Origin of the sequence: Streptomyces sp. NPDC005791 (genome assembly GCF_042871485.1) — a bacterium.
GTDB lineage: Bacteria > Actinomycetota > Actinomycetes > Streptomycetales > Streptomycetaceae > Streptomyces.
On the sequence record NZ_JBIAIP010000025.1, the window covers coordinates 1 to 12,897 of the forward strand.

A 12,897-nucleotide genomic window follows, 5' to 3' on the forward strand; every position below is an offset into this window, starting at 1 on the left:
AGCTGCAAACACTCCTCGCGACCTGGACCGGCGCCTGCCCCACCTGTCACCGCGACATGCCAGACCCCGCACCAACATGACCAAGCCCTACTAGGAGCCCCAGGCGGATTGTAGGTCTTCCACAGTGTCAACAAGGGCTGCGTTGCGATCCTCGGCCACCCCACAGGGCGACCGCCACTCGAATCGCTCGACCTCAAGCACCGGGGCAAGGAGGAGTTGCGATCCTCGGCCACCCCGGAGGACGGCCGCCACTTGCCGTCACCCGCGTACATCGCGACGTGGTAGATGTTGCGATCCTCGGTCGCCCTAGAGGGCGACCGCCACCAGTGGCGCTCAGCTCCATGCTGCTCTCCAAGGGGTTGCGATCCTCGGTCGCTCTGGAGGGCGACCGCCACGGCCAGGGCGTTCTGCTCGGCGGTCGTCTCCTTGTTGTTGCGATCCTCGGTCGCCCTGGAGGGCGACCGCCACCCCACGGCGGCCCGCGGCACCCCACACCCCCAGGAGTTGCGATCCTCGGTCGCCCTGGAGGGCGACCGCCACCAGGCCGTTCACGGCGAGCACCCGGGCCGCCGCACGGTTGCGATCCTCGGTCGCCCTGGAGGGCGACCGCCACGCGGGCGACGAGCCGGTTGTACGTAGACCTTCGGAGTTGCGATCCTCGGTCGCCCTGGAGGGCGACCGCCACCCGGGGTGCCCGCCCTGGGGTCGCGCCGTATCGCGGTTGCGATCCTCGGTCGCCCTGGAGGGCGACCGCCACCCGCCACCCTCAACCCTCCGGAGATCCCCTGATGGCGTTGCGATCCTCGGTCGCCCTGGAGGGCGACCGCCACCCGCATAGGTCCGGTTCCATTCACGGAACAGCAGCGTTGCGATCCTCGGTCGCCCTGGAGGGCGACCGCCACGAGTGGTCCACCGTCGCCACCATCGCGTCATGGGTGTTGCGATCCTCGGTCGCCCTGGAGGGCGACCGCCACGCGGATGTTCACCACGGACCTGCTCGCCGGTCTCGTGTTGCGATCCTCGGTCGCCCTGGAGGGCGACCGCCACCAGCGTGGCGCCCTGGATGAGCGTCACCGTGGATCCGTTGCGATCCTCGGTCGCCCTGGAGGGCGACCGCCACGGTGCTTGATCAGCGGGAACAGCGTATCGGCAACTGTTACTGGGATGGCCGACGGGTGACCGAAGCGCCGAATAAGGATATTTCGCTTCGGTGTGATCTGCGTGTCGCGTGTGTGCTTGAGGTTCCGAAGCAGTCAGAGCACCAAGTCCTCACGGTGTGCTTCGATCTGGGCCGTGCCGAGGGTGTGTACGTCGGCGAGGCCTGCGGAGGGCAGCCGGTAGAGGCGCACGCTGTCGGTGTCCGGGTTGATGATGTCACTTACCGCCGCGGTGAGTCTGAGCAGGTCGGTGTCGTTGGCGATGATCTCGAAGACGGATTTTTGTACACGAAGCCCGTGGCCTTCGCAGAGTTTCGCGACGCGGCGGAGTCTGCGGCGGCCTTCGGGGGTGGTGGTGTCGACGTCGTAGGTCAGTAGGAGGTCCATCACGCTGCCGTCCAGGGGAGGTAGCAGGGTAGGTCACCGCGGAGGTGGCGGGCGAGGATGCGGGCCTGGACGACGGGGAGGAGTCCGGCGGGGACGTCCCGGCCGGCGATGGGGTGTTCCCAGGGTTGGGCTTTCCATTCCTGCCAGGCGCCGAGGACTGTGGTGCGGCCGTCGTCGGTGAGTCGTACGGCTCCTCCGCTCAGGACCTCGAAGTGTTCGCTGCGGATCTGGCGGCGGTTGAGCAGGGTGAGGAGGAACCGGTCGGCGAGGACGGGGCGGAACTCCTCCATGAGGTCGAGGGCGAGTGCGGGCTTTCCGGGGCGCAGGCCGTGGAGGTAGCCGATGTGCGGGTCGAGGCCGACTTGTTCGGCGGCTCCGTGGACGAGGCTCCTGAGTAGTCCGTAGGTGAAGGAGAGCAGGGCGTTGACGGGGTCTGTGGGTGGTCGGCGGTTGCGGTGGGTGAAGGGCGGGATGCCGTCGGAGGGGCGGAGTGCGTAGGTGAGGGCGGTGAAGTAGGCGCGGGCGGCGTTGCCTTCGATGCCCATGGCGATGTCGAGTGATTCGGCGTTGCGGGTCGTGGTGAGGGCGGTGGCGAGTTCCTCGGCGTGGGTTCTGATTCGCAGCCGTGCGGCGGGTTCGGCGTCGCGGGCGGCGCGGAGGAGGATCCAGCGGCTGTTGCGGATCTTCCCTGCGATCATGTTTCTGGCGATGTCGAGGCGGGCGGCAGGGTCGTCGTGGAGTTGGTGCTGGGCGTGGCGCAGGAGCACGTTGCCCTGTACGGCTCCGTCGAGGCGGGCGAGGTAGCGGCCGCCGCGGGTCATCCAGGTGACGGGACGCCGGTCCTGGGCGCAGCGTGTGATGAGTTCAGTGGAGAGGTTGACGTGTCCGTAGAGGACGATGGAGTCGATGCGGCGCAGGGGGAGGATTTTTCGGCCGGGGGTCTCGGGGAGGTGGACTCGCAGGCTGTCCTGTTCGAGGCGGAGGTCGGCTCCTTGTGTCTGTACGTAGAGGGTGTTGAGGAGTTCGGTGGTCACTCGTCGTCCTGGTCGTCGGCGCGGTAGAGGCGGGTGAGTGCGCGCTGGTAGCGGCCGGTTCCGGTGAGCAGCTTGGGCATGCAGTCGGTGGCCAGTGAGCAGCGTCGGCAGCGGCTGTCCGCGGCGGGGGCGGGCAGTTGGCTGCGGTCGAGCAGGTTGCGGACCTGGTGGGTGGTCTGCAGGACGCGGGAGCGCAGTGTCTGGTCGATGGTGATGGTGTGGCGGCGGCGGTCGGTGCCCGAGTAGATGACGGCTTGAGGGACGGGGCGGCTGAACATCTCTTCCAGGCACATGGCCTGGGCTGCGGCTTGGAGGTCGGCCGGTCCTCCTGGTACGTAGCGGCCGGACTTGTGCTCGATGGGCAGGATGCGGCCGTCCGCGTGGAGTTCGACCGTGTCGCATACGCCGGTGAGCCCGTGGTGGTCGTTCCATACGGGGAGTGCGTGGAGGGTGCGGATGGTGCCGCGTCCGTGGTTTCCGGGGGTGTCGACACGCTGGTGGAGGAGGGTGCCGCGGACGGTGGCGGCGTCGTCGGTCCATGTCTGTTCGAGGAGGATGAGGCCCGCCTGGCGGGGGCAGTAGGCGTAGTGCTCCAGGGAGGAGAGGGAGACCTGGGTGAGGTCTCCCTCTGCTCTCTTGGGCTGGTGTGGCGTGGTCACCCGACGAGCCTCGTGATGCTGACGCCGTCGGGCAGGTCGGCGTCGCGCACGTCGATGCTCCCGTAGTCGGCGAAGGTGCGGGCGGTGGCCTCACCGAGGGGTTTCACAGTGATGCGGTCGATGAGTTCGTGGGAGGGGGTGCTGCCGAAGGCGTCCGCGTGGGTGAAGACGTAGAGGCCGCGCAGGGCGAGGCCGGCGCGGGCTGCGGCGCGGTCGTGCTCGAACATGTTGGTGAAGGCGCGCCAGAGGATGGCGAGGTCGTCCGAGGTGACACGGGTGCGGGCGGCGAGGGGGGCGCTGAAGTGGCCGGCACCTTTGTAGAGGCCGTAGGGGACGATGTGCTTGGAGCCCATCTCGGTCTCCTTGCCCTTGCTCTGGCCTTCCTTGGGGTTGTTCCAGGCGTCGACGTCTTCCTGCCTGGTCGGGGTGACGCGGGTGATGCCGATGTCGAAGGGGGTGACGGGGTCGATGGAGCGGGCGAATCCGATCTGGACCGGTCCCTGGACCCGGCCGGCCTTGCGGTCGGCCTTGCCGGTGGACATGACGGCGCCGAACATCCGGACGTCGAAGAAGTTCTGGCACATCCACTGTTGCGCGGTGGCCTGGTTGGTGGCGTTGCCGCCCTGGTCTCCGCCGGCGTAGGCGCGTTCGTGCTGGGCGTTGAGAGCGACGCCGGCCTCGACGTAGATCTCGTAGCCGGGTTTCTTGTCGATCTCGTTGATCAGCGAGACAGTGTTGCGGATCTTCCGCTTGATGGCGACGTCGGTGATCAGTCCCTGTCCGGTCACGGGGTCGGTGCGGGGCAGGCCGCCGTTGTCGGGATCGCCGTTGGGGTTGGAGTCGGTGGCTTCGATCAGGAACACGAAGTCGTGCTTGCGGGCCGGGTCCAGGTGCGGTGCGGTCATGTTCTCGCTACTCCTTGACGTGCGGGTTCAGTCGGGGTTGTGGGCGGATGGCGGGCTGCGGAGGGTCACTCCTCCGGGTTGGTCTCGCTCTTTTCCTTCGCGCGCCGGATCCGGTCCCATTTGGCGGTTCGTTCGTGCTCGTATCCCATGACGAAGCGGCCCTGTTGGAGGGGGGTGAGGTGGCGGGGCATGTCGTCGCTGAACAGGGCGAAGAGTTCGCCGAGCCTGCGTTCCAGCGATGCGGCAGCCCCCTTCTTGTCCCGGCGCAGGCGCTTGAGATGGGCGTTGGCGTCGACTCGCAGGTTGGTGAGGGTGGCGCCGGGGGCGGTGGCCGCGGTGCGGAAGTACTTGTCGCGCAGGGTGGTGTTGAGGTTGGGCAGCGCGGTGGTCTGGATGTCCTCAAGGACGGCGAAGAGACGTCCGCACAGGTAGGAGGCATCGCGGCAGTCGGCGTCCAGGGTCATCATGACGTGGTCCTTGGGGTCGCTGGAGCGGTTGAGGATGAGTCGCAGCAGCGCGATCCGCGCGGTGTCGAGGTACTGGTCGGCGTGGATGCGCTGCAGGAGCAGCGGCAGTGTCCGGGCGGGTGGCGGAGTGCGGCGCAGGGCGCTGTGGACGAGTTCGGCTTCCAGGCCGTGGGGTGCGCTGTCCTTGGCGTAGCGGCCGTCCTGGGCGCGTCCGCAGCACAGGGCCAGACGCCAGAGGGGGACGTAGCGGGTGGTGCCGTTCCATCCGTCGTAGACGCCGTGGTCCTTGTACCAGGCGGCGACGGTGGCCTTGAGGTCGGTGAGCGGGATGTCGATCCAGTCACGGACCACGAGGCGGGCGTTGTTGAGGCCGAGGGTCAGTGCGTGGAACTCGTCGTCCTCGACCCGTTGCGCGGTGTGGGGCGTGGGGCTGTGGTCGAGGGAGTCGATGAGGTGGGCGATGTCGGCCGGATCGGGGGCGTTGCCGAACAGGAGCGCCATCGCGGAGTCGTCGCCGGCCTGGCGGGTCCACCACACCATGACGCCGTCGTCACGGAAGCGCCGGCTGTGGTTGTCCGAGGCGAGAAGGTGATTGAGGACGGCCATGGCCCGGCCGCCGCAGTGGTGGCAGATGGGCGTGTTCACCAGCTGGGTCTTGCCGTCCCGTCCCTGGGCGGCCTTGTTGATGCTGACGAGTTGCCCCTCGTTGCTGCCGCCACTGGTGGGGACGGCCCCCTTCTTCACCGGTTCCGGGATGGTGGCCAGCAAGGGGGCGGTGGTGCCGCAGACCAGACACAGGCCGGGCCTGTCGTCGGCGCCGCCCTTGCGTTCCCGTACGACGGACGCCCAGGTGGTCTTGACGGTGGGTTCCTCGTGCAGCCAGCGTGTGGCGACCATCACCGCCACGGTGTCCTTGGCCTGTACCTCGTCGGGGATGTCCAGGCCGGCCGGACCGCCGCCCGCGAAGTACGAGCGCAGAGCCGTGGCGCCGGGGTCGTCCTTTCTGTCCTGGGCCCAGTGCAGGGCCAGGTCACGGTAGGCGGCGTGGCGGCGGCCGGCCTCCTCACGCGCTTTATCCGTGGGCGGGTTCGTCTTATCCGCCTTGGGAACACCCAGGACGAACTCGGCGGTGTCGACGAGCATGTAGGGCGGCACTTTGGTGCCCGACCGCTGTGCGTAGGGCACCGGCATGGTGCGGGCCTGGTCGCGGTTCTTCGCCGAGACCCTCAGGTCCCTGAGCGTGGCGGTGCCGTCCTTGCCGAGGTCGAGGAACCAGTGGATCTGTTTGGTGCGGTAGTACTCGGCCGGCAGGACATCGCCGAGCCGGTCGGCGTACTCAGTGAGCCGTTGCAGCAGCACGCTCAGTTCTCCTTCGTGTCCGCGCGCCACGGGCCCTTGGGCATGTTGACGGACTCCTCACCCAAGGGCTGCAGGGGCACGTCGAGAACTCCGTCGAGGAGGCTGGCCCTGAACCAGCGGTAGCGTTCGCCCGCCGTTGTGTAGGCGATGGAGTGGAGCATCACGCCGAGCTCTTCGGTGTGGTCGAGCCGTAGCTGGTCGTGACCAGGGTTGACGGGGCCGAAGAAGGCGGTGAACTCCCGGCACCCGAAGAACGGCTGGGAGAAGCAGGCGCCCCGCTCCACCCGTCGGCGCAGCTGTTCGCGGTACTTCTCCTCGGAGGCCGGCGGGTGGGTGGGAGAGCCCTTGAGGGCGTGGGCGGCGACCACGATCTGGGCGTGGATCCGGTAGCGGACGTCGCGCAGGCACATGGTGCTGCGCTGGTCGCGGTCCTCCTCGACGTCGTACCGGCGGCCTTTGCCCTCGCGTAGGTTGCGGTAGTCCGGTCCGGTGATCACGGAGCCGACCTCGTTGCGCCGCAGCCGTGTCCAACGGATCGGTGCCAGAACCTCGATGCGGCGGATCACGTACTGGAACTGTGGCTTCCAGAAGATGGCCTGGAGCAGTCCGTTCGCCGCAGACGGCGTCATCACCTGATAACTGACTCGTTCCGTCTTCAGCTCGGGCCGGGTGAAGCAGGCGAGATCGCCCCAGGTTTCGACGACGAGATCAGGAAAGGCCCATCCGTCGTTGCCGCGCCCTTCTCGGCGTGGGCTGGTGGTCATGGTGCTCAAGGGGGTGGCTCCTTCGATGCGCTGTCGGCTCGGGTCGAGGAGAACGAGGGTGGGTGCCGCACCGGAAGAAGGTGCCGGCGACGGCAAGATCGCCCCATCGGCCGACCGGGGCCGCCGGCACGGTAGGGAGGGGGAGTCGGACAGGGATGCGGTGTCAGACAAGGAAGGCGGAGCTGTCCTCACGGTCCTGGGGATCGAGCCCTCTGACCTCGTCGTAATGCCCGCGCCATACGACGAGGTCACCCACCACGGGCTCCGCCAGCCCCGTACGCAGCGCCTCGGCAACCTCGTGACGTGGCAGGGTCGCGGTGTGCGGCTGCAGGCGACGCAGGCATTCAGGCCCGCTGGGGTAGGGAGCGCGCAGCCGGTGGATGTCCGCCCAGATCGCGTCCTGCTCTTCAGCCGTCTTCTGGGGCCGGACCACCACGACGGACTGACCGTAGACGTCGTCGATCATGCGGAACTCACGAGCGACCTGAGGAAAGTCCCAAGCCCGGCGCAGGTCCTCGATACGCTCCCCCATCGCGTGGTCCTCACCCTGGAGCGCGTAGCGCTTGGCGTAGTAACCGGCCAGGGCCTCCAGGTCGTCGGGATCGGCCAGCGGATACGGGCCGAAGAACTCAGCCGTGGCTTCAAGCGCGGCAAGGTAGGACAGATCCTTCGGAGTCCCGCCCTCAGCAGGCCGGAACACGACCACCCTGCCCAGCTCGTCCATCCGGGAGTCGCGGTTGCACCGCCCCGCAGCCTGCTGCAACGACTCGGCCGGTGCCCACGCGCGGTACACCGACGGGAAGTCCACGTCGACACCGGCCTCGATCAGGGAGGTCGACACGACCCATACCGAAAGACGCTCCTTCAGTCGGGTGCGGACCTGGTCGATCACCTCACAGCGGTGCTCTGCGGTCATCCGGGTCGACAGGTGCAGGACCGGGCCGGGCGCGGAAGGACACCCTGCAAGGAGGCGGTGCAGGCGCGCCGAGTCCCGGGTGGTGTTGACCACCGCGAGGACCTGGTCGCCGGCCCGCCCCTCGATGTCCTCGGCCACGCTCTGCCAGGTGACGTCGTCGCCGAGCTGCCACTCGTACGTCACACGCCTGAGCTCGTCGAACAAGCCGGGCACGTCCTCCACCATGCTGTGGCGCGGCACCCCTTTCAGCTTCGACAGCGACCAGAAGTCCGGCTGCGTCGCCGAGGCCAGCACGACCGTCGCCCCGTACCGCTCGGCCAGCCCCCTCAGCACGCTCAGGATGGGGTTCAGCAGCCGGTCGGGCAGCGCCTGTACCTCGTCCAGCACGATGACCGATCCCGCCAGCCGGTGCAGCTTGCGCATGGCGGAGGGCTTCGCGGAAAACAGCGACTGGAAAAGCTGAACCATGGTCGTCACGACGACGGGAGCGTCCCAGTTCTCGGCGGCCAGACGCGCCCAGGTTCCCTCGTCGCTGTCTTCATCCAGACTGACGGAACTATGGTGCTCCAAAACCACCGGTTCGCTATCCGCGTCCTCCTCCAGAGGGTCGAGGAGCGACCGGTACACCGCAGCGTTCTGCTGCGTGATGCTGATGAAGGGGACGGCGAACACGACCCGCCGCATCCCGTGCCTGGCAGCATGGCGAAGAGCGAAGCCCCCCGCGGCAATCGTCTTCGCCCCACCAGTCGGCGCGTGCAGGATATACATGCCGGGCTCGCGCGTGGCAGCGGCCACCGTCTCGGCGAACACCCGGCTGCGGATCTCGTCCACGGGGGACACCGGCCGCTTCGCCAGGAACGCGGCACGCCTCTTCTCGAACCTCTCGGACAAGAGAGTCATGTCCCCCGCCGGGGCGAGCCGCGGTGCCACACGGCCGTCGAAGTGCGCGCTGGTGTCGAGGAAGTCGGCGTCCACCAGACAGCTGAACACCATGCGCACCAGCAGGTCCACCTCGGTCCGGGCAGCGGCCCCCCGCAAGGCCGACACCCACGGCGGCAACGCCACCGGCCCCGTGCGGACGATCCCCGGGAGCAACTCGGCAACTCGCCGAGTCGCCTCACGCGCGGCCTCGGCATCCGGACCGCTGCCTTGGAGCGCGGTCAGCACGTCCTTGATCTTCTGCTGATCCGGAAGACCGCCGTGGTGCCCCTGCACCACAGCGGCGAACGGCAGGCCCGCGTACTCGGCGGCCAGACGGGTGCCGGCCTCCTTGTGCGGGATCCCCACCGGCTTCCCTTCCGGCTCGGCCCGCTGCAGCAGGCCGTCCTGCCAGGCACAGCATCCCTTACCGACGTCGTGCACCAGAGCGAGGTACTCCGCGAGTTCCCCAGCCCCGAAAACCTCTCCGAACCTACGAGCGAGAACCGCCGATTTACGCAGGTGATCCGTCAGTTCATGCCGCACTCCCGAGACCGGACTACGACTATGCGCATACAACTGCCTTGAAGACATAGAAAACCCCTCTTGCCAGCACGAACCTCCCCGATTCGTCTGGTGCGCAGAACCTACACGAGCCCACTGACAGTCAAAGGAAAAGTCAGATACGAGGGCGAAAGGGCCTGCTGATGCTGCATCATCAGTACTCCCGCGTTCCGAGTTCGGAGCCGACTGGGGGGCCGCCCGCAGGTTCGGAACCTCAAGCACGCACGTGACACACAGGTCACACCTAAGAAAGATGTCCATAATCTCCCATTTGCCTTAGTGCTCGCCCGATACGCCCACGTAGACCTGGGGTGCATGCGCTGGCCAGCCAGGGTGGCGGTCGCCCTCCGGGGCGGCCGAGGATCGCAACTCGGAGCCGAGGTTGCCCCACTGGTCGACGGGCAGGTGGCGGTCGCCCTCCGGGGCGGCCGAGGATCGCAACGTCCTGACCTGCAGTCGACATCGGACCGGGACTACGTGGCGGTCGCCCTCCGGGGCGGCCGAGGATCGCAACCCCAGCGCGCTGCGCTCCGGGCGTGAGGACGAGGTGGCGATCGCCCTCCGGGGCGGCCGAGGATCGCAACATCCACTGCTCGGACATCATCGTGCGCGACGCGACGTGGCGGTCGCCCTCCGGGGCGGCCGAGGATCGCAACACCACGGTCTGCGCGGTGGGAAGCAGGGGATCGGTGTGGCGGTCGCCCTCCGGGGCGGCCGAGGATCGCAACGCCAGGACGTCCATGCGGGCCTGGTGGGCGCCCTCGCGGCGGTCGCCCTCCGGGGCGGCCGAGGATCGCAACACCCCGGACCCCACCGACGCCACCGGCCAGATCCTGGTGGCGGTCGCCCTCCGGGGCGGCCGAGGATCGCAACCTCGCGTTCATGGGCATCGGCAAAATCTGCTGGGGTGGCGGTCGCCCTCCGGGGCGGCCGAGGATCGCAACGCCCTGTGCGTGGGCCAGGTCGGCGGTGGTGCGGGCGGTGGCGGTCGCCCTCCGGGGCGGCCGAGGATCGCAACGCCGACTCGATCGAGGTGGTGGAGGAGATCCGCCCCGTGGCGGTCGCCCTCCGGGGCGGCCGAGGATCGCAACCGCACACAAAATAACGTGATCTTGCTCAGGTCAGCGATCCTCGGCCGCCCCGGGTCGGCCGAGGATCGCAACGCGGCGTAGAATGAGACCGTAAGCGTTCGTGCTACGTGGTACCTGGCCCTGCTGCCGAGTGAGGTTCTGCCTGATCAGGGCACGTGCGGCTGGTTAGTCTGTCCTCGCTGAGGTTACGTCGTCCAAGGCGTCCGGCCGTCGGCTGGCCACCGGAGAACGCGTCCATAGCGTCAGCATGGGGTTTCACGCAGGTTGTGGATCCTCTACAGCGACCTCCCCGCGCACCTCTGCACCCGTCCGCACACCCCCTCGTACGGGGCCGCGTCATCATGCCGAAGGACTACGCAAGGAAATCCCCTGTCGGCCCGGCTTACGGGCGCGGAGCAGCACACGACTTACGACGGGGCCGCAGATCACCAGAGATCCCCAGGTCGCCCATCGCCTTCTCCAGTGACTTCCTCGTCGGGTCGCCCTTGGTCGTCGGCCCTATCGCCTGTGCTGCGGTGAACACGGAGACCGCCATGTACACCTGATCGGTCAGGCTGTCCTCGGTAGCTTCGGCTGTGAACCCGACGCGCCCATCGGCCTCAACCGTGATGAAGGCGTTCGCCGTCTGGGCAGAGGTGTGGGCGTACGCGCTGTGCATCCGGTACAGCGGATAGGCCATCGGAACGTTGTACGCCGCGACCATGTTGGCGAAGGACGTGATCTCACCCACCAGTTTCTCGTGCCAGCGGCGCTCCTCCGAGGTCTCAAAGACCGGAGGGACGACTGTGCGAGGGGACTCGGGGACAAGGCCATTGCGTGATCGCGATCTGTCCGGGTTGGTCACGTAAGGCCGAGAGCTGTCAGAGGCCGCCGGTGGTCGCGGCCGGTGTGGCGGAGGGCGGCGGCGATGTTGGTGTCACCGTTCTGCCGGAAGATGCTGATGGCGAGGTTGCGTAGGCCGGCCATGGTGCGGGGCAGGTGCCCGGCGCGGACCTTGGACTCGTCCTCGCGGAAGGTCCGATCACGGACGTGGTGCAGGAGGTTCTCGATGCCCCAGTGACCTCTGATCCAGGACGCGAGTTCGGCCGGGGTGGCGTCGAAGACGTCCAGGCTCGTGATCACGTAGACCCGCTCGATCGTCAGCTTCCCCGTGCTCAACTCGCGTCGCCACCGGACGGTCTGGACGGCCTGGCAGGCGCCGGGATAGTCGAGGTGCCGGAAGGCGGCGACCTTGAGGCGACGGATCTCGTCACGGTGGTGGGCACGGTCGCGGGTGCGGTGGTCCAGCGGGATATCCGCCCAGGGCAGCTTTCTGACCTGCGCATACAGGCCGGGGTGGTTCTTCTTCACGATGGCCAGGTAGTGGGCGCCGCGTGTCCGGAGGTAGCGGCCGTGGGCGTGCTGCGTGTGCAGCGCGTCGCCGGTGATCACGGTGCCGGCCAGTTCGATGGAGTCCAACAGCGGAGCGAAGGCGGGGATCTCGTTGCTTTTGGAGGCGATCTGCCGCTGGGCCAGGACCACGCCGTGGTGGTCCATCGCGGCCAGCAGCTGGATCGCCGTGGCTGTGGCGGTGCGGGAGCCGCGGACAGTCTTGCCGTCGACCGCGACCGCCCGCAGTTTCGGCGGCTCGTCCGGTTGCGGTGATCGCCCTCGGGCCTGGAGGAACGCGCCGATCGCGGCGTCCAGCGCGTCACCGTCGAGGCGCTGGAGCAGACGCCGGACGGTGGCCGCGTGCGGCGTGGGCCGCACACCGGTGAGCGGGTCCGCCGGAAAGCCGAGCAGGCCCAGGACGGATTGCGGGGCGTCATCGATCCACTCGCGATCGCGATCAGGGAGCGCGCGCCGGCCAGAACCGCGCCGGCCGCCGCGCACAGAAGCGGGAGCATCGGATACCTCCGTCCTCGCAGGCCGCGCGGATCCGGTATCCATATCAGGAAACGCCGCAGGTCAGCGGCATTCTGCAGGGCGACGTGAGGGTTCGGAAGGGCCAGTTTTCCCAGTCCGGCGGGCATGGGCGATGATGTTCGGGCAGGCACGGTCTCGCTCGGTTCTCATGGGTCTTCGACAACCACATGATCACCGACAGCCGTGCCTGCACTGCTTTCCAGGGACATGCCGCCACACACCGGTACATGACGTCACGTCACACCCGAGACCGACGAACCGGACCGATCCTGTTCGTGCAATGACCCTGGACTCGGGGAGCGGATACTTTATCTCCACCAGGTTGCTGGCGAACGACTGCTGCTGCTTTCCCAGGTAGGTGTGGACCGCCTGAACGGCGGCGGGACCGTTGTCGACGAGCCAGCTCATCGCGAAGGCGTGGGCGAAGAGGTTACACGCCAGCGGCTTGACCTCAACCGTGAAGTCCTGTCGATACAGGTGAATCATCGCCGCAGCCGTACTACGGGTGAACAGCCACCAGCCCATGAGAAGCGGGAAGATCTCCCTATGCTCCTCCAGCGTCGTCACCTCGTCGCTGAGCACTTCGTTGGCACTGTCGAGAAAGCTGGGCAGCACCGTATCGACACGGCGCGCGCACTGCCAGTTGGCGCCGAACTTGTACGTCATGACTCTGACGGTACGGACCGAACAGCCGGACCACCGCCGATTTTCGATTCTGCAGAGGTGGCGCTGGCGTCCTCGGGCCTATCCGAAGCCAGTCCGCGCGAGCCG

10 protein-coding genes and 2 CRISPR repeat arrays are annotated in these 12,897 nt (G+C 68.0%); all 10 genes read right to left on the reverse strand.

The genetic code is table 11. From position 1 onward, the window contains the following. Positions 1 to 141: 141 nt before the first annotated feature. Positions 142 to 1,120: direct repeats of the CRISPR family, unit length 37 nt; unit sequence GTTGCGATCCTCGGTCGCCCTGGAGGGCGACCGCCAC. A 133-nt stretch (positions 1,121 to 1,253) separates the two neighbouring features. After that, entirely contained in the window at positions 1,254 to 1,544 is a 291-nt protein-coding gene (gene cas2 / locus ACFYSH_RS31935) for a CRISPR-associated endonuclease Cas2 (RefSeq protein ID WP_388757061.1), read from the reverse strand. Continuing rightward, positions 1,544 to 2,578, reverse strand: coding sequence for a type I-C CRISPR-associated endonuclease Cas1c (gene cas1c / locus ACFYSH_RS31940; RefSeq protein WP_388757065.1), 1,035 nt, complete (start codon positions 2,576 to 2,578; stop codon positions 1,544 to 1,546). Before cas1c ends, cas2 begins: the two co-directional genes overlap by 1 nt. Beyond that, positions 2,575 to 3,237 (reverse strand): CRISPR-associated protein Cas4, encoded by a 663-nt coding sequence (cas4, locus tag ACFYSH_RS31945; protein ID WP_388757067.1) that lies wholly within the window; start codon positions 3,235 to 3,237, stop codon positions 2,575 to 2,577. Before cas4 ends, cas1c begins: the two co-directional genes overlap by 4 nt. Further along, complete coding sequence (gene cas7c / locus ACFYSH_RS31950; protein WP_388757070.1) at positions 3,234 to 4,142, reverse strand: type I-C CRISPR-associated protein Cas7/Csd2; 909 nt, start codon at positions 4,140 to 4,142, stop codon at positions 3,234 to 3,236. The genes cas4 and cas7c overlap by 4 nt, the downstream gene beginning before the upstream one ends. Before the next feature lie 65 nt (positions 4,143 to 4,207). Continuing rightward, positions 4,208 to 5,968 carry a type I-C CRISPR-associated protein Cas8c/Csd1 gene (cas8c, locus tag ACFYSH_RS31955; RefSeq protein WP_388757073.1) on the reverse strand — a complete coding sequence of 587 codons (1,761 nt, stop codon included), beginning with the start codon at positions 5,966 to 5,968 and terminating at the stop codon, positions 4,208 to 4,210. A gap of 2 nt (positions 5,969 to 5,970) precedes the next feature. Next, positions 5,971 to 6,732 (reverse strand): type I-C CRISPR-associated protein Cas5c, encoded by a 762-nt coding sequence (cas5c, locus tag ACFYSH_RS31960; protein WP_388757191.1) that lies wholly within the window; start codon positions 6,730 to 6,732, stop codon positions 5,971 to 5,973. 163 nt (positions 6,733 to 6,895) lie between these two features. After that, the gene (locus tag ACFYSH_RS31965) at positions 6,896 to 9,391 is read right to left on the reverse strand and encodes a CRISPR-associated endonuclease Cas3'' (RefSeq protein ID WP_388757076.1); all 2,496 of its coding nucleotides are present in this window, start codon (positions 9,389 to 9,391) and stop codon (positions 6,896 to 6,898) included. Positions 9,392 to 9,463: 72 nt separating this feature from the next. Further along, a CRISPR array of direct repeats spans positions 9,464 to 10,293; the repeat unit is 37 nt; unit sequence GTGGCGGTCGCCCTCCGGGGCGGCCGAGGATCGCAAC. 310 nt (positions 10,294 to 10,603) lie between these two features. Next, positions 10,604 to 10,951, reverse strand: a complete 348-nt coding sequence (locus ACFYSH_RS31970) for a hypothetical protein (RefSeq protein ID WP_388757079.1) — start codon at positions 10,949 to 10,951, stop codon at positions 10,604 to 10,606. A 110-nt stretch (positions 10,952 to 11,061) separates the two neighbouring features. Beyond that, positions 11,062 to 11,970, reverse strand: a complete 909-nt coding sequence (locus ACFYSH_RS31975; RefSeq protein ID WP_388757082.1) for an ISAs1 family transposase — start codon at positions 11,968 to 11,970, stop codon at positions 11,062 to 11,064. Between the two features lie 327 nt (positions 11,971 to 12,297). Continuing rightward, on the reverse strand, positions 12,298 to 12,792 hold the full coding sequence (locus ACFYSH_RS31980) for a hypothetical protein (RefSeq protein ID WP_388757085.1): 495 nt from the start codon (positions 12,790 to 12,792) through the stop codon (positions 12,298 to 12,300). Positions 12,793 to 12,897: the final 105 nt, after the last annotated feature.

Excerpts from the sequence above, each read along its gene's own strand:
- cas5c (WP_388757191.1), bottom strand. The coding sequence starts at position 6,732 with ATGACCACCAGCCCACGCCGAGAAGGGCGCGGCAACGACGGATGGGCC.
- cas7c (WP_388757070.1), bottom strand. The coding sequence starts at position 4,142 with ATGACCGCACCGCACCTGGACCCGGCCCGCAAGCACGACTTCGTGTTC.
- cas2 (WP_388757061.1), bottom strand. The coding sequence starts at position 1,544 with ATGGACCTCCTACTGACCTACGACGTCGACACCACCACCCCCGAAGGC.
- ACFYSH_RS31965 (WP_388757076.1), bottom strand. The coding sequence starts at position 9,391 with ATGGACATCTTTCTTAGGTGTGACCTGTGTGTCACGTGCGTGCTTGAG.
- ACFYSH_RS31980 (WP_388757085.1), bottom strand. The coding sequence starts at position 12,792 with ATGACGTACAAGTTCGGCGCCAACTGGCAGTGCGCGCGCCGTGTCGAT.